The following is a 19,183-nucleotide window of genomic DNA, read 5'->3' as shown; positions in this document are numbered from 1 at the left end:
CATCCACAAAGGAGTGACTGGAACATGCGGAAGTTCTTGACAACCATCCTCGCCGTCGGCCTCTCGGCCGGCCTGGCGGCCTGCAGCACGGCCGAAAGGCCGACGGCCCCGAACACCGAAGGTCCGCTGGCGAAGGTCCGGATCGGCGTCGGTGGCATCAACAAGGTCATCTACCTGCCCGCGATGCTCACCGAGCGGTTGGGCTACTTCGCCGCCGAGGGCCTGGAGGTCGAGCTCTCCGACGAGCAGAACGGTGTCAACCAGGAGAACGAGATGCTGGCCGGGCACCTTGACGGGGTGGTCGGGTTCATGGACCACGCCTACACCCTGCAGCTCAAGGGCAAGTGCGTCCGGAGCGTCGTACAGTTCGCCAACACGCCGCTGGAGAAGGTCATGCTGTCGTCCAAGGACGCGGCGACGGTGAAGACGATGGCGGACCTGAAGGGCAAGAAGGTCGGGTTCACCAGCAAGGGCTCCTCCACCAACGCCCTGATCAACTCGCTGATGGCGAAGGCCGGCGTCAAGGAGGGCGACTTCGTCGGCGTCGCGGCCGGCGCCGGCTCCACGTTCGTCGCCGCGATCGAGAACGGCGGCATCAACGCGGGCATGACGACGCCACCCACGTCGACCACCCTGCTGAGCAAGGGCACCGCGACGACCCTGGTCGACCTGTCCACTGTGGACAGCACGAGGAAGGCGCTCGGCGGGCTCTACCCGGCCAGCTCCCTCTACATGCCGTGCGACTGGGTGGCAGCCCACCCGCGGGAGTCCCAGAAGCTGGCCAACGCCTTCGTCAAGACCCTGCGGTACATCGGGAGCAGCTCTGCGGAAGACATCGCCGCCAAGATGCCGGCCGACTACGCGGGAGGCAACCCGCAGCTGTACGCGGCGTCGATCAAGGAGACCAAGGACGGGTTCACCACCGACGGCGTCATCGACCCCGACGGCGCCCGCAACGTCATCGAGGTCCTCGCCGCCGGCATCCCCGAGGTCGCCAGCGGCAAGGCGTCCATCGACGTGGCGAAGGGGTACACGACCGAGTTCGTGACCAAGGTCCCGAAGGCGTGACCGGTCGTTCAGCGACCTGATCCGCAGCGATCACTCGACGGTCGGCGGGTCCCACCATTGCGGACCCGCCGACCTGTCACGATCAGTCCTGGTCGGCTCCCGTGTCGGCAGCCAGCACAGCCGGCAGGCGGGCGGCGAACACCGCGCCCTCGCCGTCGCCGCCGGACTGGGCCAGCCATACCGCGCCACCAAGCGCGCGCACCGACTGCTGGACGATGGCCAGTCCGAGCCCCCGGCTGTCGCCGGCCCGCGTCGACACGCCCTGTTCGAACATGCGGTCCGTCATCGACGACGCGATGCCGTCACCGGAGTCGGCGACGCTCACGTGCAGGGTGTCCTGTTCGCCCGCGAGCACGATCTCCACCCAGGCCGGGCGCGTCGCGCCCAGACGTGCGGCGTCGATCGCGTTGTCGAGCAGATTGCCCAGAATGGTGATCACCTCGACCGGGGCCGTCACCCGCCGGGCCACCCAGCTGCCCTCACTGATGTCCAGGCCCACCCCCTTCTCGGCGGCGATGGCCCGCTTCGCCGCCAGGAACGCCCGCAGGTACGGGTCCAGGATCGCCTGGTCGTCCGCATCCGTCATGACGACCGACGAGGCCGACACCATGTGGAGATACTCCACCGCCTCAACGTGGTGCCCGGTCTCGAGCAGACCGGCGATCAGATGCAGCCGGTTGGAGAACTCGTGCCGCTGCGCCCGCAGGCCCTCCGTCAGTGTCCGGACGGCGTCGAGCTCACTGACCAGCTTCTCGAAGTCGGTGCGATCACGCAACGTGAGCACCCGGCCGAGACTTCGCCCCTCACGCCAGACCTGCCTGCGGGTGGCGACCAGCACCCGATCGCCGGCGACGGTGACGAGGTTGTCCGCATCGCCGTCGTCGGACAGTGCCGATCGGACACCGACGGGCAGGTCGATGTCGGCCAGCGTGGCACCCACCGGCGAATGGATGCCCAGCAGCCGTTCGGCCTCCCCGTTGTAGACGGAGATGCGGCCGGCGGCGTCCACCGCGAGCATCCCCTCACCGATGCCGTGCAGCACGGCCTCCCGCTCCTGCAGGAGCTCGGCGAGCTCATGGGGCTCCAGGCCGAGCGTCAGCCGCCGCAGCCGCCGCGTCAGCAGCGCCGCCCCCGCCACGCCGAGCGCCAGCGCCGCCAGGGTGTACAGGCCTGCCACCGCCACGATCCCCCGCCAGCGCGTCTGGATGTCGTCCAGGTCGATGCCGACGCTGACGATGCCGATCACCTGACCGGTCTGATCGCGTAGTGGCACCTTGGCCCTGGCGGAGTCGCCGAGCGTGCCCCGCTGGACGGTCACCACGTCGCGACCGGCCAACGCCTCAGAAGGATCGGTGCTCACCCGGTGCCCCACCTCGCCCGGGATCGGGTGTGACAGGCGTATGCCGTCCTTGTCGGTGACGACGACGAAGAGCACGTGAGTGCTGAGGCGCACCGACTCTGCCCGCGCCTGGACCACGCCGTCCGGATCGTGCCGGCCGGTGCGAGGGTCGACCCGGCTCGCGGCCTCCACGATGTCCGGGTCCGTGGCGACGGAATGCGCGACAGCGAGGGCTCGCTCGCCGTACTGCACGGTCAGCTCACCATCCAGCAGCCAGCCGAAGACGAACAGCCCGACACTCACCACAAGCGTGATCACGACGACCTGCAACAGCAGCGTCTGGCGCGCGAAACTCAACCGCGGGCGAAGCATGCCACGACGGTACGGCGGCACACGACCCGCCGCGAACGGCCCCCAGAGCGAGGGGCGGCGCTACCCGTCCGGGCGCCATGCAGCCGTCGGCTACGGCGACATCACCCCGCCGGCGGCGGAACAGGGCGCGTCTCTTTCAGCGAACTTTCAGGACGGCGGGCCTACGTTTCCACGGCATTCTGCGGATTCGACGCCTACGGCGCCGTCATGAGGGAGAGCTGTGTCCGTAACCACCAACAGGCTCGTGGCTCCAGGCGGGTGGCAGACCAAGGTGCCCGCGATCACCGCCACATTCTGGGTCATCAAGGTGCTGTCCACGACGATCGGGGAGACCGTCGCGGACTACCTCGCCGTGAGCGTCGGCCTCGGGCCCGCGGTGACCGACGCGATCATGCTCGCCCTGCTGGTGACCGCGCTGGTCGTGCAGTTCCGCACCCGCAGGTACACGCCCTGGATCTACTGGCTCTGTGTGGTGCTGGTGAGCATCGTCGGCACCCAGATCACCGACTTCTTCACCGACATCCTGGGCGTGCCGCTCCATCTCAGCACCGCCGTGTTCGCGGTCCTGCTGGCGGCGGTGTTCGCGATCTGGTACCGGCAGGAACGCACGCTTGCCATTGCCTCCATCAACACGCCTCGCCGCGAGGGCTTCTACTGGGCGGCGATCCTGACCACGTTCGCGCTCGGGACCGCCGCGGGCGACTTCGCCACCGAGGCGCTCAACCTCGGCTTCCGCAACGGCACGTTGCTCTTCGGCGGGCTGATTCTGGCGACGTGGATCGCGTTCCGGCTCGGCGCCGGGCAGGTGTTGACGTTCTGGATCGCCTACGTGCTCACCCGGCCGCTCGGGGCGTCGCTCGGCGATCTGCTCACCCAGGACAAGGACCTCGGCGGGCTGGCCCTCGGCGCGAGCGTCACCAGTCTGCTGTTCCTGGCGGCCATCCTCGTGCTCGTCGTCCGCGAGCAGCTCCTGGTCGGCCGCCACGGAGTCGCCGAGAAGAACGCCGGACCGAGCGGCGGCCGCGGCCAGGACCACGCCTGGGCCGGTGTCTGCGCCCTGGCGGTCGTCGTGGCCGGGTTCGGGCTCAGCCTGGTGCAGGGATCGTCGCCGGGCACGGACCCGCAGGCCGACGCCGCCCAGACCACGGCCACCGGGGCGAGCGCGTCCGCCCCGGTGGCCCAACTCGTACACCCGACGACCAAGCTCGGCAACCTCAGCAAGTTCGCGGCGATCGTCTCCGACGTCCAGGACAAGGTCACCTCGAACGACCTCGCGGGCGCGAAGACCCGCGTCAAGGACCTCGAGGTGGCTTGGGACAACGCCGAGGCAGGGCTCAAGCCGCGAGACGCCACCAGGTGGCACGAGGTCGACGACCGGATCGACGCCACGCTCACCGTCCTGCGTGCGGCGCATCCCACCCAGGCCGCCTGCGCATCCGCGGTGGCCGACCTGATGAAGACGCTGAACACCTTCGACGGGGTCTGACGGGGCGGCAGTTTGCCGACTGCGGGTCCGCACCGACTGATGCGGACCCGCTCACGCACGACCCGTCGATCATGCCGCCGATGTACCTAGGGACGCGCGCCGCTCAGGCGGGCGGGGTGTAGGCCGGGAGGTTGGCCGTCACCAGGTGCTGCTCGAAGCTGAAGACGTTCGGGTCGCGGGCGTCGATGGTGGCGCTCACCCAATGGTTCTGGGCCTCGCCGAAGGTGGTCACCCTGGTGAAGTTCTCCACCACGTTCGGTCCCGCCAGACCGGCCGCGTTCGTCGTCGCGTAGTCGGTGAGGGGCTTGTCCGTCTCGAAGCTGTGGCTGTCGCCGTTGACCAGGACCACCCGGCCGTTGAAGGTCGTGGTCTGCAGGAACAGTTCCCTCTTGGTGTCCGCGTAGTGGGTCAGCACCGCGGTCGGGTCCCACATGTCCGCCTGCGTGATGATCATGATGCCCTTGCTGCGGGCGGCCTTGGCGGCCGCGAAACCGGCGCGCAGCCATTCGAGGTTCGCGGCGTTGCGGGCCGCGTACTCGGCCTGCCCCTGCTCGGCCGGGCCGTTCTTGCCGCCGTCGGCGAAGTTGTTGTCACTGCCGGGGATGTTGACGGTGATGAACGTGACCGGGCCGCGCGTCCAGCGGGCGTTCTCCGGGTAGGCAGCGCTCTGCTGGACCACGCTCATCGGGCGCCGACCCTGGCTGAGGTTCGTGGTGAAGAAGATCGAGCGCAGGTACGCGAGCCGGTCGCTGGAGTCCGACACCAGGCCGCCGACGGTGCTCGGGCGGTCGCAGTCGGTCCACTCGTTGTCGCCGGGGGTGTAGACCACCGGCGCCTGGAACTGCCCGAAGAGACCCTTCGCGTCCTTGTACACGTCCGGGTGGGCGGCGTCGGCGACCGCCTTGTCCGGAGTCGGGTTGGCCGGGTTGGTCGGGTGCGGGTCGGCGTAGCAGGGCTCGCTGCCGTTCTTGATGTCGCCGTCGAAGACCGAGAAGGCGAGGTGGCTCGCGTTCATGTCGGCGACGACGTTGCCGATGTGGGACCGGCCGTAGTCGCCGTACGGCATGTCGCCGAACAGGCCCACGTCGAACGTGTCGCCGTGGCCGCGGTCGTCGTGACCGCCGTCGGCGATCGCCGGCGACGGGCCGCCGCCCGTCAGGACCACGCCCAGGATCAGGGCGGCGCCGGCCGCGGTCAGGCCGAGGGACAGTTTGGTACGCATCGCGACTCCTCCGGGAACGATCTGCCCCCGGAGTGTCGTCCGCCTCGGTTACGCCCCGGCGGCACTCGACCAATACTCCTACAACTTGTAGGTGAACGGCGGGCGGCCCGGGCGGCCGCTCCCCTGTGGTTACGAGACCAGGCCGCGGCGGAACGCCTCGGCGACCGCGCCGGCCCGGTCGCGTACCCCGAGCTTGTCGTAGATGTGCAGCAGGTGGGTCTTGATGCTCGCCTCGCTGATGAGCAGGCCGGCGGCCGCCTCGCGGTTGCTGGCGCCGTCGGCGATGAGCTTGAGCACCTGCAGCTCGCGCTGGCTCAGCGTGCCCGACACCGGGCGGCGGACCCGGCCCATCAGCCGCCCGGCCACCGCCGGCGCCAGCACCGACTCGCCCCGCGCGGCGGAGCGCACCGCGCGCAGCAGGTCCTCCACGGGGGCGTCCTTCAACAGGTACCCGGTGGCGCCGGCCTCGATGGCGGGCAGCACGTCGTGGTCGGTGTCGAACGTGGTCAGCACCAACACCCGGACCTCCGGTGCCCGCTGCCGCAGCCGCCGGATCGCCTCGGCGCCGTCCACCACCGGCATGCGCAGGTCCATGAGCACGACGTCCGGCCGCAGCTCGACGGCCCGCTCGACCGCCGCGGCGCCGTCGCCGGCGACGCCGACGACCTCGAACTCGGCGGTGCCGGCGAACGCGCCCCGCAGCCCGTCGCGCACGATCGGATGGTCGTCGACGATGAGCAGGCGGATGGGCGGGGTCACGTCGGCCTCGTTTCCGGGGTCAGAGCCGGCACGGTGACGTTGAGGGTGGTGCCGTCGCCGGGTTCGCTTTCGATGGTGAGGGTGCCCTGCACGCGCTCCGCCCGCTGGCGCACGCCGTGCAGGCCGAAGCCGCTGCCGTCCGCGCCGCCGCCGGGCGGCACCGCCGCCGGGTCGAAGCCGGCGCCGTCGTCGCGCACGTCGAGCATCACCACGTCGTCAAGATAGGACAGGGTGACGGCCACCCGGGCGGCGCCGGCGTGCTTGGCCACGTTGGCCAGCGCCTCCTGCGCGGCGCGGAACAGCGTGACCTCGATCTCGGTGTGCAGCGTGCGCGCCTCGCCGGTGGTTTCCAGCTGTACCGGCACGCCCGAGGTCCGCGACCACCGCGCGGCGAGGTCGGCGACGGCGTCGGGCAGCCGGACGTCCTCCAGCTCCTGCGGGCCGAGCGCGGCGACCGAGCGGCGGGCCGCCGCCAGGCTCTCCCGGGCCAGCGTGTGGACCTGGTCGACGTGGTGGCGCCACAGCCGCGGGTCGTCGCGGACCCGCTCGGCGGCCTGCAGCTGCGTGATGATGCCGGTCAGCCCCTGGGCGAGGGTGTCGTGGATCTCGCGGGCCATCCGCTGCCGCTCGTGGTGGATGCCGGCCTCGCGGGCCTGCTCGAGCAGCTGCGCGTGCAGGCCCGCGTTCTCGGCGAGCGCGGTCCGCAGCTGCGCCACCGCCCGGTGGCGCTGCTCGGTCTCGTCGCTGAAGCGGTACCCGAGATAGCCGAACCAGCCGATGAGGAACGTCTGCAGGGCCACGATCAGCACCACCATCGTGGCCCACTCCGGGGTGTCGGGCACGCCGCCCGGCAGCACGTTGACCAGGCAGGAGGTCAGGAAGATGCTGACGAACGCCCACCGCGGCGGCAGCACCTCGTAGGCCTGCACGAAGCCGATGGTGCCGAAGACGAAGAAGGCCGGCTGCCAGGACATCAGTACCGCCGCCAGGGCCAGCTGCCCGCCGACGTACACCAGCATCGGGCCGGTCCGCTGCGTCCACGACGCCGGGCGCAGGGTGTACATACCCAGCGCCCAGGCGGCGGTCACCGCGACCAGGGCCACGGTGACCAGCCGGTCGCCCGCGCTCTGGCCCGGGCTCAGCAGGACCAGCACCGCCGACACGCCGAGCAGGATGTACGGCAGGGGCACCAGGAGCCGCCGCAGGCGCAGCCGCGACTCCAACGTCTCGGGCAGCTCGGCCGGCACGCTCGTCATGCCCCTACCCCACCGTAGATTTACTCCCAGCGGAAGCATCGGATCGCGAGCAGCGCGGCGAGCACCGCGTAGGCGGCCAGCACCGCGACGGCCTGGCCGGACGGCCAGCCGCCGTCCGTGGTGTCGCGCAGCCCCTGGACCGCCGCGCCGAGCGGGGTGAAGTCGCTGACGCGCACCAGCTTGTCCGGCATCACCTCGCGCGGCACCCACAGGCCGGCGAAGAACATCAGCGGGAAGAAGAGCGCGGTGCCGATGCCGCTCGCCGCACGGCTGGAGGGCGTCACCGCGCCGACGAGCAGACCCAGCCCGAACATCGCCGCCGCGGTGAGCAGGAACACCAATCCGAGCCCGAGGACCTGTCCCGGCGGGCGCACGTCGAAGGCGAGGCCGGCCACCACGTACAGCACCAGCAGCGTGGCGACGGCGAGCAGTGCCTGCACCGCGACCTGGGCGGCGAGCACCCGCCCCGGGCCGATCGGCGTCGTGGCCAGCCGGCGCAGCACGCCCTTCTCCCGGTACTGCCCGAGGAACAGCGGCGTCACGAACAGCGCCATGGCGGCCAGGCCCATGATCGCGATGATCGGCACGTACAGGTCGATGACGCGCAGCCCGTCCAGCGCCGGATCCGCGCGGCGGAACGGCGGAACGCTGCCCAATGCCACGAGGAGCACCACGGGGAAGGCGGTGCACCAGATGTAGGCGCTCGGTTCGCGCAGGAACAGCCGCAGCTCTGCCGTGGTCATTCGGTACAGTGCTGACACCTCAGGCTCCCTGCTCGTCCGGTTGCGTCTCGGCCTGGCGCCCGGTCAGCGCCAGGAATGCGTCGTCCAGGCCGGACTGCTCCACCCGCAGCTCGGCGGCGATGATCTGGTTGCGGGCCAGCACGGCGGTCACTGCGTGCACCAGGTTGCCGGTGCCGGTCACGATCACCTGCGGGCCCTGCCGGGTCACCCCGGTGACCTCGGGCAGCTCGGTGAGCAGCCGGTCGTCCAGCGGGCTCGCCGGGCGGAACCGCATCCGCTGCGGCGCGTCGACCTTGGAGACGAGCCCGGCCGGGGAGTCGAGCGCGACGACCCGGCCGGCGTCGATGAGCGCCACCCGGTCGCAGAGCCGCTCGGCCTCGTCCATGAGGTGGGTGACGAGCACGACGGTCACGCCGCGCGAGCGGACCTGCTCGACCACGTCCCAGGCGTCGCGGCGGGCCTGCGGGTCCAGGCCCGTGGTCAGCTCGTCGAGCACCGCCACCCGCGGGTTGCCGACGAGCGCGAGCGCGATCGACACCCGCTGCTTCTGCCCGCCGGAGAGCTTGCCGAAGCGGGTGCGTCGCTGCTCGGACAGGCCGAGGTCGGACAGCAGCGCCTCCCAGTCGGCCGGGTCGCGGTAGAAGCTCGAGTACAGCCGTAGTGCCTCGGCGACGGTGATCCGGTCGGGCAGGTGACTCTCCTGCAACTGCATGCCCAGCTGGTGCCGCAGCTCGCCCCCGTCGCGGCGCGGATCCAGCCCCAGCACGCTGATCGTGCCGCCGTCGGGCCGACGCAGCCCGGCGATGCACTCGACCGTGGTGGTCTTGCCCGCGCCGTTCGGGCCGAGGATCCCGAAGATCTCGCCCTCCCGCACGGCGAACGAAACGCCGTCGACCACGTCGCGCTCACCGTACCGCTTCCGCAGGTCGGTGACTGTGATGATGTCCACGCCCTTCAGCCTGCGCCACGGCGCGCCGCGGCGGATCGACCGCGCGACACCTCAGTCGGTGGGCCTCCGTATCAACCGATCGGTGGATGCGCTCAACCGTCCGGTGACGTGCTTCCACACCGCTTCCACGGCCTTTGCACCGGGCTTGCACCGCGGCTCGGCAGGGTGTTCCACAGAGGTAGCACGGTGCTCCTCGGGTATGTCAGGAGGCTCGGATGAGGGGAATCGTCGAGGGCATGGGCGGCCGGTTGCTGGCCATGTTCGTGCCCAAGATCAGTGCGTCGGCGGGCTGTGGCAGCTGGCCGTCGTGCTGGCAGTGCATCAGCCGGTGCGGGCGGGCGCTGCCCTGCGACGCCTGCACCGTCGGGGAGATCGACAAGCCCGGTGAATGGATCCTGTGCAAGGGCTGCTGATCAGCTGAGGCCGCGGGGCGGCTGACCGCTGCCGCCGTGCGGCTTCCCGTCTCCGGCCGAGGTCGCGACGCCGGTGCTCCGACGTGGAATCCACGGTCGGAGACGGGTGGTCGGGCCTCGGCCGGGGCGGCCGGGCGCCAACGAGTCGAAGCGAAGGGATCTCCGATGCACTATCTGGCCATCACCGTGCGCTGCGCGATCGGGCTGGTGTTCCTGGCGTCCTCGGTCGGCAAGTTGTGGGGACGGGGCGCGTTCCCCGCGTTCGTCGCCTCCCTGCGCGGCGTCGGCCTGCTGCCGCGACGCCTGGTCCGGCCGGCCGCGATCGTCCTGGTGGTGGCGGAGGGCGTGCTGTGCGCGGCGCTGGCGGTGCCCACGGGGCTCGTCCCCGGCCTCGCGCTGGTCGGTGCGGCCCTGCTGCTGGGCGTCTTCACGGTGGGGGTGGCGGTCGCGGTACGACGGGGGACCGCGAGCACCTGCCGCTGCTTCGGCGCCTCCACCGAGCGGCTCGGCCGCCGGCACGTCGTCCGCAACATACTGCTCACCGGTCTGGCGACGGGGGGAGCCGCCGCGGCGTTCGCGGCGGCTGCGTCACCACCCGGCTCCCTCCGGCCGGCGGGGCTGCTGCTCGCCGGCTTCGCCGGCCTGCTGCTGGGCTTCCTGGCCACCAGATTCGACGACCTGGCGGCCGTGTTCCGCGGGGTCGAGCACGATCCGCGACTCACCACTACGTTTAGGAGCAACAGATGACCGTTCTTGTCGCGGCCGTTCTGGTCGTTGGCCTGCTCAGCACGGTGAACTTCCTGCTCACGTTCGGTGTGCTCAAGCGTCTGCGGGAGCACACGGCGCTGCTGTCCAACAATGCCGGGCCCTCCGCCGAGCTGGGCATCGCCGACCCGGTGGGCGACTTCGCCGCGGTCGACACCGATGGCGTGCCGGTACGCCGCGAGCTGCTGCGTGGGGAGACCTTCGTGGCCTTCGTCTCCACGTCCTGCGACTCCTGCCGGGAGAAGCTGCCCGAACTCGTCGAGCACGCCCGGCGGGTGCCCGGCGGCCGGGATCAGGTGCTCGCCGTCGTCGCGGACGGTGCCGGCGACGCCGACGGGTTCGCCGAGCGGCTCGCCGCGGTGGCGCGGGTGGTGGTCGAGCCGAAGGGCGGTCCCCTCAGCAACGCGTTCCGGGCCTTCACCTACCCCACCATGATGTGGGTAGGCCCGGACGACGCCGGCCGGGTGGTTCGGATCAAGCAGACGGCGCCGGCCCCGGCATGACCGGGTGGCGGACACGGCGGGGCGGCGTCGAGGCGCCGTCACCGGCGCGGTCGGCACGGCGGATCCGCACGGCCTGCCTGCTCGTCGGCCGCGCCGCCCCGGTGACCCTGCTGGGGTACGTCGTGCTCACGCTCGGCGCCGGTGCGCTGCCCGTACTGATGGCGTGGCTGACCAAGGGAATCCTGGACGGGCTCGCCGGCGACGCGGCGCCGAGGACCCTGACCCAGCTCGGACTGGCGCTCGCCGTCGCAGGCATGGTGGCGGGATCGGCGCCGCAGCTCACCCAGTTCCTGCGGGCGGAGCTGGACCGGTCGGTCGGCCTGCTCGCGCAGGAACGGCTGTTCACGGCGGTGGACCGTTTCGTCGGCCTCGACCGGTTCGAGGACCCACAGTTCCTGGACCGGCTCCGGCTCGCCCAGCAGACCGGTGGCAGCACCCCGAGCCAGGTCGTGGACGGTGTGCTGGGCACCGCCCGGACGGCGGTCACCGTCACCGGCTTCCTCGGGTCGCTCTACCTGTTCAGCCCGATGCTGGCCGTGCTGGTGCTGGCGTCGGCGGTGCCGATGCTCGCGACCGAGATGCTGCTCGCCCGCTACCGGGCCGGGATGCAGTGGCGGATCGGGCCGGCGGAGCGCCGCGAGTTCTTCTACAGCCAGCTGCTCTCCACCGCCGCGGCGGCGAAGGAGGTGCGGCTGTTCGGCACCGGCGGCCACCTGCGGGCCCGGATGCTGGCCGACCGCCGGACGGTCAACCGGGCCAAGCACCTCAACGACCGCCGCGAGCTGGTGGCGCAGGTCAGCCTGGCGCTCGTGGCCGCGGTCGTCGCCGGCGTCGGCCTGCTGTGGGCGGTCCGCGCCGCGGCGGCCGGCCGGATCACGGTCGGTGACGTCACCGTCTTCGTCGCAGCGGTCGCCGGTGTACAGAACGCGCTGGCCTCACTGGCCGCGGAGATCGCCCGCGCGCACCACGCGTTGCTGATGTTCGACCACTACGTGGCGGTGACGACGAGCCCGCCCGACCTGCCCGTCGCCCCGGTCGCCCGGCCGGTCGATCAGCTGCGGCGGGGTATCGAGCTACGGGACGTGTGGTTCCGGTACTCCGCCGGGACGCCGTGGGTCCTGCGTGGGGTGAACCTGTGGATCCCGGCCGGCGCCACCCTCGCGGTCGTCGGGCTCAACGGCGCCGGCAAGTCGACGCTGGTCAAGCTGTTGTGCCGGTTCCACGACCCCAGCCGTGGCCAGGTGCTCTGGGACGGGGTGGACATCCGCGAGGTCGACCCGGTCCAGCTGCGGCGCCGCATCGGCGCCGTCTTCCAGGACTACATGCACTACGACCTGACCGCGGCGGAGAACATCGCGCTGGGTGATCTCACCGCCCTACCTGACCGGGAGCGGATCACCGCCGCCGCCCGTGCCGCCGGCGTCCACGACGTGCTGACCGCGCTGCCGCACGGGTATGACACCCTGCTGTCCCGGATCTTCTACCAGGAAGCGGACAAGCAGGACCCGACCACCGGCGTGGTCCTCTCGGGTGGCCAGTGGCAACGGCTGGCGCTCGCCCGCGCCTTCCTGCGGGACCGGCCGGACCTGCTGATCCTCGACGAGCCCTCGGCCGGGCTGGACGCCGCGGCCGAGCACGAGATCCATCACCGCCTGCTGCGGTACCGCGCGGGCCGCACCAGCGTGCTGATCTCGCACCGGCTGGGCGCCCTCCGCGACGCCGACCTGATCGTCGTCATCGCCGACGGCGGCGTGACGGAGCGAGGCACGCACGATTCCCTGATGGCGGCCGGCGGCACCTACCGCAGGCTGTTCGACCTGCAGGCGTCCGGCTACGGCGAACACGCCGAGGGCGCGCTGACGACGGAGGCGAGATGATCGTGTGGATGCTGATCTACGGGGTGTCGGCGGCCCTGGCCGGCGCGGTCCTGCTCGGACGGTGCCTGGCACGTCGTCTCGTCGCGGTGACCGTGCACGGCGCCAGCATGGAGCCGACGTACCGCGACGGCGACCGGGTGCTGGTCCGGCGGGGCGGCATGCCGGCCGTGGGACAGGTGGTGGTCGTGGAGTACCCGTCCCTCGACGGCACGTGGCACTTGCCGCTGCTGCCCGACGGCGCCCCGGCGGCCGAGGTGGGCCGGCGCCGGTGGCTGATCAAGAGGGTGGCGGCGGTGCCCGGCGATCCGGTGCCCCGAGACCGGGTGCCGGCGCTGGCCGGGGAGCGGGTGCCGCCGGGCATGGTCGTGCTCCTGGGCGACAATCCGGGCTCGAGCTTCGACTCGCGGCGGATGGGCTACTTCTCCGGCGCGCGGGTGCTGGGCGCGGTGCTCAACGCCCGTCGCTCGCCCTCGACCTGACCGGCGGCCGCCAGCCTGGTCCGGGCGCTGCACAGCTCCAGCTTGGCCCGCACGGCCTCGGCGCCGTCGGTGCGCAGCTCGGTCATGATCGCGTACGCCCGTCCCCAACTGGCCGCGGCGGCCGTCATGTCACCCAGGGCGTGGTGGCAGTCACCGAGATGCGCCAGGGCCTCGGCTTCCTTGAAGCGGTGCCCGACGTTCAGGCCCAGTGCCTGCTCGTAGCATTCGACGGCGATGATGTACTCGCCCAGGTGCTGGTAGGCGTAGCCGAGGGTGTCCCAGGTGTTCACGGCCCCGGCGTCGTCGCCCAGTTCGGCGTGCAGGGACAGCGCCTGCCGGCAGTATCCGATGGCCTGCCGGTAGTCGCCGACCTGCGCGAGATCCCAACCGACCGCGTTCAGTGCCCGGGCCTGCCCGCCGCGGTCGCCGCCCCGCGTGAACAGGTCGAGCGCGACCTGGTCGTGGTGTGCCGCCGCCCGCCGGTCCCCCTGCAGCTCACACAGCCAGCCGAGGCTCAGGTGGATGTACGCCTGGCCGTTCGGATCCGCGGCATCGGCGAGATCGGCCAGCGCCCGGTGCAGCTGGAACCGCGCCTGTTCCGACCGCCCGAGCCCGGCGAGCGCGTGGGAGAGCTCCCTGCGGCACTGGGCCTGCGCCGGCCGGTCATCGAGGCGGGTCGCCGCCGACAGGGCCAGGGACTGGGTGGTCAGCACGTCGTGCCAGTAGCTGCCCCGGCCGAGGTACGTCGCCGTCGCCCAGGCCAGCTGCCAGGCGTGCCGGTCGAGACCGGCCTGGGCGGCGCAACCGACCATGGCGATCAGCGTCTGGTGCTCCGCGGTGAACCAGGCGAGGGGGTCGACCTCCGCGATGTCCTCGGGCGTCACGCCCTCCTCCGGTGCGGCCATCGCCACCGGTTGCCGGTGCGGCATCAGCGCCCTGTCCCCCGCGACGGCGGAATGCAGGTAGTGGTCCAGCATCCTGCGCCGTGCGGCAGCCCGCTCGGGCTCGGCCTCGCTCAGTTCACCCGCGTACGCCCGGAGCAGATCGTGCATGACGTACCGGCCCGGCACCCGTTCCCCGGTCAGGTGGGCACCGGTCAGCTCGGCGAGCAGGGCGTTGGCCGCGCGCCGGCCCACCCCGGCCACACTGGCCGCCGAGGCGGCGGTGAACTCCGGGCCGGGATGCAGGCCGAGCAGCCGGAACAGCCGGGCCGCCGCCGGGGTCAGCGCCCGGTAGGACCAGGAGAACACGGCGCGGACGTCCACCGACGAGTCGCTGTCGGCGAGCCGGTCCAGCACCCCGGCCCCGGCCAGGTCATCGGCGAGGGCCTGGAGGGTGAACTGGGGGTTGGCGGCGGCCCGGGCGGCCGCGATGGACAGGGCCAGCGGGAGTCCCGCACAGAGCCGGGCGATCTCGGAGACGGCCTCGGGTTCCTTCCCGGCGCGGTCGGCGCCGATCCGGTCGCCGACCAGCTGGCCGGCCTCCTCCTCGTCCAGCAGGCCCAGCGTGAGCGGGTGGGCGCCGTCGACGGCGATCAGGGACGACATCCGGTTCCGGCTGGTCACCACCGTCACGCACGTGGTCGAGGCGGGAAGCAGCGGCCGGACCTGGTCGGCGTCGTGAGCGTTGTCGAGGACGATCAGGATCCGGCGGTCCCGCAGGTGGGCCTGGTACCTGGCCATCTGCGCGTTGAGGTTGGCCGGGATCTGCTCCGGTGCCACGCCGAGCGCCTCGAGGAAGACGCGCAGCACCTCGGTCGGCGCCAGCGCCGCGGCACTGGCGTCGAAGCCGCGGAGGTTGGCGTAGAGCTGCCCGTCGGGGAACCGTGGGGCCAGCCGGTGGGCCAGCCGCAGACTCGCACTCGTCTTGCCGACCCCGGCCGGACCGAGGACCAGCAGCACCGCCGACCGCGGCTCGTCGCGGCCGACCAGCCGGTCCTCCGCGGTGGACAGTTCCTGCGCCCGGCCGACGAAACGCGGCAGGTCCGGCGGCAGCATCCGGGGCACCGAGGACCGGCCGGCCGGCCCGCCGGCCGGTTGCCGCACCTCCCGCCGCAGGATGTCGCGCTGCAGGCGGTGCAGCTCCGGCGCGTCGATGCCCCGGCCACCCAGCAGCGCCAGACCGTGCCGGCACACCTCCGCGGCCTCGTCGGTCCGGCCGTCGCGGTACAGGGTGAGGGCGAGCATGCAGCGCAGGCCCTCGTCGTACGGGTCGGCGGCCACCGCGCCGATCAGGTCGCCGATCGCCTCGGCGTGCCGCCCCGACTCGTTGACCGCCTCCGCGTAGGCGAGCAGCGCCGCGCGGTGCACTGCTCTCAGGCGGGCGATCTCGACCAACGCGAAGGGTCTGTCGGCGAGGTCGGCGTACGGCTCGCCGTGCCAGTCGTCGAGCGCGGTACGCAGGACAGCGACGGCCCTGTCGGTCTGCTCGGCGTCGCCGAGCGCCAGCAGCCGGCGGCTCTCCCGGACCGACTCCTCGAACCGGACGGCGTCGACGCACGCCGGCTCCAGGTCCAGCCGGTACCCCGCCGCGGTCCCGTGGCCGGCCGTGGCGATGAGCCCTTTGCCGCGCTGTCCCCGCTCACCGGGTTCGAGGGCGCGCCGCAGGTGGGCGACGTGGCTGCGGAGGGTGGCCCGCGCGGCGTCCGACACGTCGTCGCCGGCCAGCAGCGTCGCCAGCCGCCGGCTCGGCACCGGCTTGCCCAGCTCCAGCAGCAGGATGGCGAGCAGCGTGGTGAGCTGCGGCCCCAGCGGGACCGGGACACCGTCCCGGCGGAGCTGCACGGGGCCCAGGACGGAGACGTCGATCCGTCCACCCGCGACCTGCTCGCTCACCCGCACGTGCCCGGGTCACCGGCCGGGACCGCCGCGCCTTTGGCTACCCCGGTACGCAGCAGATCCACCTCAGCCATAGTCGCTGGTTGATTCAGGTGATTTGCATTGTATAGGCGCTGTTCGACCACCGGCACCATGCCGCCGACCGGCTCCCGCCACGAACCGCCGGCCGTCGCCGTCTCCAGTCAGCTCGAACATCGCGGCGTCGACGGGCACGCGCCGCAGGAGGGCTTCTGCCGCACCGTCATCCAATGTGGACGGTACGGCGACATGGCTATGTCGCCGGCCGAGCGCCTCGCCGTCACCGCTCCATACGGGCAGCGCTGGCCGGGTCTCGCCGCGCCGCAACCGGTCGGCGACGATCCTGACCTGCACGCCGACGAGTGCGTGAGCTTCATGCTGGCCGGCAACCCCGGGCTACGGCTCGGCCTGGTCGCCACCGCCCGTGGCACCGACTCCATCACCGCAGCCGGATGGCAAGGCCCGGCGAACTACGACAACGACACGGCGAAGCTCTCCGCCGTACTGCGCTCCTGGGAACACCGGTTCGCCACACGCGTCATCGGCGTCGGGTTCGCCGAGCTGTACCTGAGCGTCGCAGTCCCACCGACCGACCACGCCGTCGCCCTCACCATCGCGGCGGAGCACTTCGCGTTCTGTCCCGACAACGTCTGGCAGGGCAACGCACCGGACCTCACCACCTACGCCGGCCGACTCATCGATGCGCCCATCTGGTCATTCTGGTGGGACTGAGGTTCCGCCGCCGGCACTGGGTGGCTTGCGCCCCCCAGCGTGGCGTGGACCGGCGACGGTTAACTGTTGACAAACTTAACTGATTGACGTTCCCTGATGGGAAGGTCGACGCCGGTGGGCGGACCGGTCGTCAACGGATGACTCACGTCTGCCGAAGGAGCAACATGACCCTCCGAAGAAGACTGGCGGTCCTGGCGGCCGCCCTCCTCACCGCCCCGCTGTTCGCCGTGATCCTCTCGGCCACGCCGGCCAGCGCTCACGGCTGGGTCACCAGCCCACCGAGCCGCCAGGACCAGTGCGCCACCGGTGTCGTCGCGAACTGCGGCTCCATCCAGTACGAACCGCAGAGCGTCGAGGCGCCCAAGGGCTCCCGCAACTGCAGCGGCGGGAGCAGCTACACGGTGCTCGACCAGGACAACAAGGGCTGGCGCGTCACGAACATCAGCAGCTCGCAGACGTTCACCTGGCGCAACACCGCCATGCACCGCACGCTCAACTGGCAGTACTACGTCGACGGCAACCTGCACCAGACGTTCACCAACGGCAACGCGCAGCCGCCGCAGATCGTCAACCACAACGTCACCGGGCTGCCCAGCGGACGGCACAAGATCCTCGCCGTCTGGAACATCTACGACACGGCGATGGCGTTCTACTCCTGCGTCGACGTCAACGTGGGTAGCGGTGGTGGCGGCGGTGGCACCACCCCGCCCCCGCCGCCGACCGGTAACTGCGGCGCGGCGTGGAGCGCCTCGGCCGTCTACACCGGCGGCATGACCGTCTCGCACAAGAGCCGCAAGTACACCGCGCGCTGGTGGACCCAGGGCGAGGAGCCGGGCACCACCGGGGAGTGGGGCGTCTGGCAGGACAACGGCGCCTGCTGATCCGGCACACGTACTGATGAAGAACAGGCCGTCCGGCCCGGGGCATCCCGGGCCGGACGGTTCCGAGCACCCGATCGAGCGGAGCCCTCGCCGATGAACCTGCGCAGCCAGAACGTCGTGGCCGTTGTCGCGGTGGCCGCGGTTGTCGCCGGTCTCGGCCTGGCGGCGTGTTCCGGCCCGTCGCCCAGTTCCGGACCTGCGCCTGCCGCGGCGCCGGCATCCGCCGGCAGCGACCACCAGCACGCCGCCGGCGGACCGGTGGGGTCCGGCGCGCCGGGCGGGACGGTCGTCGTGCACGCCGCCGACGAGTTGCGCGCCACGCTGACCCAGCTCGTGCCGAAGTTCGAGGAGGCATTCCCGGGTGTCCGGGTCGCGGTGGAGTACGGCCGCGGCTCCGAGCACGCCGGGCACATCCTCGCCGGCGCGCCGGTCGACGTGTTCGTGTCCGCGGACGCGGTCGCCACCACCCAGGTCACGGCCGGGCACGCCCGCGGTGAGCCCGCCGTCGTCGCCCGCGACCCGATCGTCATCGCCGTCGCGCCGAGCGCCGGGATCGCCGGTCTCGCCGACCTTCCCGGCAGGCGGGTGGCGTTGTGCGCCGAGACCACCCCGTGCGGCCGGGTGAGCCGCGCCGCGCTCACGGCCGCCGCCGTCGACGTGCGCCCCGTCTCCGTCGATCCGGACCCGGCCACCGCGCTGACACGGGTCCGCTCGGGTGCCGCCGACGCCGCGCTCGTCTACCGCACCGACGTCGTCGCGTCCGGCAACGACCTGCGTGCCCTCGACTTCTCCCAGGCGCTGCTCATCGCCGACCAGTACACCGCCATCAAGGTCTCGACCGGCCCCAACACGGTCGGCGCCGACGCGTTCGTGGCGTTCCTCGGCTCCGCCCTGGCGCGGCACATCTTCGCCGACGCCGGCCTGTCACCCACCTGACCTACGGATGAGCAAGCAGGAAAGTAACCGCCTCTTACATTTAACAGTGTTAACTGATAGTTTCCTCGCCATCGATCCATCGATGGCGAGGAGTCCAATGAGCTCTCAACGTCGTAAATTCGCACTGGCAGCGGGCATGGCCGCCACGGTCATGACGGCAATCGTGCTCGTCCCCACGCTCCAGGCACAGGCCGGCAGCGCCGCCGTCCAGGCCGCCTGCACCGCCCCGGTCTGGGCCGAAGGTAACACCTACACAGTCGGCACCCAGGTCACGTACCAGGGCCACACGTACCGGGCGCTGCAGACCCACACCGCCTACCCCGGGACCGGCTGGACCCCGTCCACCACGCCGTCGCTGTGGACAGACCTCGGCACGTGCACCGGAGGCGGCGGCCCGACCACTCCCCCGCCGACCACGCCGGCCGGCACGCCGTCCGCTCCCGGTAACTTCCGGGTGACCGCGACCACGAACACCAGCTTCACCCTCGCCTGGAACGCCTCGACCGGCACCGTCACCGGCTACCGCGTCTACGAGGGCAGCACCGTGC

18 protein-coding genes are annotated in these 19,183 nt (G+C 71.9%); 11 read left to right on the top strand and 7 right to left on the bottom strand.

Annotated elements, in window-relative coordinates; all coding sequences use genetic code 11:
* Positions 1-24 precede the first annotated feature (24 nt).
* On the top strand, positions 25-1,068 hold the full coding sequence (locus ABZ321_RS47550) for an ABC transporter substrate-binding protein (protein ID WP_354902992.1): 1,044 nt from the start codon (positions 25-27) through the stop codon (positions 1,066-1,068).
* Positions 1,069-1,150: 82 nt separating this feature from the next.
* Here ABZ321_RS47550 and ABZ321_RS47545 read toward each other — a convergent pair whose 3' ends face one another.
* A complete protein-coding gene (locus ABZ321_RS47545; RefSeq protein WP_344513111.1) occupies positions 1,151-2,779 on the bottom strand; it encodes a sensor histidine kinase in 1,629 nt (542 codons plus the stop codon).
* Between the two features lie 244 nt (positions 2,780-3,023).
* Here ABZ321_RS47545 and ABZ321_RS47540 point away from each other — a divergent pair, with 244 nt between their 5' ends.
* Positions 3,024-4,265: a hypothetical protein gene (locus ABZ321_RS47540; RefSeq protein WP_354902991.1), complete on the top strand. Its 1,242-nt coding sequence runs from the start codon at positions 3,024-3,026 to the stop codon at positions 4,263-4,265.
* A gap of 103 nt (positions 4,266-4,368) precedes the next feature.
* Here the strand turns inward: ABZ321_RS47540 and ABZ321_RS47535 are convergent, their stop codons facing one another.
* The 5 genes from ABZ321_RS47535 to ABZ321_RS47515 form a co-directional block, all read right to left on the bottom strand.
* The gene (locus tag ABZ321_RS47535; protein ID WP_354902990.1) at positions 4,369-5,487 is read right to left on the bottom strand and encodes a hypothetical protein; all 1,119 of its coding nucleotides are present in this window, start codon (positions 5,485-5,487) and stop codon (positions 4,369-4,371) included.
* A 129-nt stretch (positions 5,488-5,616) separates the two neighbouring features.
* Positions 5,617-6,246, bottom strand: coding sequence for a response regulator transcription factor (locus tag ABZ321_RS47530; RefSeq protein WP_344513118.1), 630 nt, complete (start codon positions 6,244-6,246; stop codon positions 5,617-5,619).
* The gene (locus ABZ321_RS47525; RefSeq protein WP_354902988.1) at positions 6,243-7,502 is read right to left on the bottom strand and encodes a sensor histidine kinase; all 1,260 of its coding nucleotides are present in this window, start codon (positions 7,500-7,502) and stop codon (positions 6,243-6,245) included. Before ABZ321_RS47525 ends, ABZ321_RS47530 begins: the two co-directional genes overlap by 4 nt.
* A gap of 20 nt (positions 7,503-7,522) precedes the next feature.
* Positions 7,523-8,263 carry an ABC transporter permease gene (locus tag ABZ321_RS47520; RefSeq protein ID WP_344513122.1) on the bottom strand — a complete coding sequence of 247 codons (741 nt, stop codon included), beginning with the start codon at positions 8,261-8,263 and terminating at the stop codon, positions 7,523-7,525.
* 1 nt (position 8,264) lies between these two features.
* The gene (locus tag ABZ321_RS47515; protein WP_344513124.1) at positions 8,265-9,194 is read right to left on the bottom strand and encodes an ABC transporter ATP-binding protein; all 930 of its coding nucleotides are present in this window, start codon (positions 9,192-9,194) and stop codon (positions 8,265-8,267) included.
* Positions 9,195-9,409: 215 nt separating this feature from the next.
* Here ABZ321_RS47515 and ABZ321_RS47510 point away from each other — a divergent pair, with 215 nt between their 5' ends.
* The 5 genes from ABZ321_RS47510 (at position 9,410) to ABZ321_RS47490 (ending at position 13,231) form a co-directional block, all read left to right on the top strand.
* A complete protein-coding gene (locus ABZ321_RS47510) occupies positions 9,410-9,607 on the top strand; it encodes a hypothetical protein (RefSeq protein ID WP_344513126.1) in 198 nt (65 codons plus the stop codon).
* A gap of 165 nt (positions 9,608-9,772) precedes the next feature.
* Positions 9,773-10,354, top strand: coding sequence for a MauE/DoxX family redox-associated membrane protein (locus ABZ321_RS47505; protein ID WP_354902986.1), 582 nt, complete (start codon positions 9,773-9,775; stop codon positions 10,352-10,354).
* Entirely contained in the window at positions 10,351-10,875 is a 525-nt protein-coding gene (locus ABZ321_RS47500; protein ID WP_344513129.1) for a hypothetical protein, read from the top strand. The genes ABZ321_RS47505 and ABZ321_RS47500 overlap by 4 nt, the downstream gene beginning before the upstream one ends.
* On the top strand, positions 10,872-12,752 hold the full coding sequence (locus ABZ321_RS47495) for an ABC transporter ATP-binding protein (RefSeq protein WP_354902984.1): 1,881 nt from the start codon (positions 10,872-10,874) through the stop codon (positions 12,750-12,752). The genes ABZ321_RS47500 and ABZ321_RS47495 overlap by 4 nt, the downstream gene beginning before the upstream one ends.
* Complete coding sequence (locus ABZ321_RS47490; RefSeq protein ID WP_344513132.1) at positions 12,749-13,231, top strand: S26 family signal peptidase; 483 nt, start codon at positions 12,749-12,751, stop codon at positions 13,229-13,231. The genes ABZ321_RS47495 and ABZ321_RS47490 overlap by 4 nt, the downstream gene beginning before the upstream one ends.
* Here the strand turns inward: ABZ321_RS47490 and ABZ321_RS47485 are convergent.
* Entirely contained in the window at positions 13,168-16,065 is a 2,898-nt protein-coding gene (locus tag ABZ321_RS47485) for a BTAD domain-containing putative transcriptional regulator (protein ID WP_354902981.1), read from the bottom strand. The genes ABZ321_RS47490 and ABZ321_RS47485 overlap by 64 nt on opposite strands.
* 135 nt (positions 16,066-16,200) lie before the next feature.
* On the opposite strand from ABZ321_RS47485, the gene ABZ321_RS47480 reads away from it, so the two are divergent.
* The 4 genes from ABZ321_RS47480 to ABZ321_RS47465 form a co-directional block, all read left to right on the top strand.
* Positions 16,201-16,818 carry a DUF4253 domain-containing protein gene (locus ABZ321_RS47480; protein ID WP_354902979.1) on the top strand — a complete coding sequence of 206 codons (618 nt, stop codon included), beginning with the start codon at positions 16,201-16,203 and terminating at the stop codon, positions 16,816-16,818.
* Between the two features lie 164 nt (positions 16,819-16,982).
* Positions 16,983-17,699 carry a lytic polysaccharide monooxygenase gene (locus tag ABZ321_RS47475; protein ID WP_354902976.1) on the top strand — a complete coding sequence of 239 codons (717 nt, stop codon included), beginning with the start codon at positions 16,983-16,985 and terminating at the stop codon, positions 17,697-17,699.
* Positions 17,700-17,792: 93 nt separating this feature from the next.
* Positions 17,793-18,635, top strand: a complete 843-nt coding sequence (gene modA / locus ABZ321_RS47470; protein ID WP_354902974.1) for a molybdate ABC transporter substrate-binding protein — start codon at positions 17,793-17,795, stop codon at positions 18,633-18,635.
* A gap of 136 nt (positions 18,636-18,771) precedes the next feature.
* Positions 18,772-19,183 (top strand): carbohydrate-binding protein (locus ABZ321_RS47465; RefSeq protein WP_354902972.1); only part of this gene is annotated, 412 nt, incomplete at its 3' end.

Source organism: Dactylosporangium sp. NPDC006015, from assembly GCF_040614215.1.
Lineage (GTDB): Bacteria > Actinomycetota > Actinomycetes > Mycobacteriales > Micromonosporaceae > Dactylosporangium > Dactylosporangium maewongense.
This window is presented reverse-complemented; position numbering and strand designations above follow the sequence as displayed.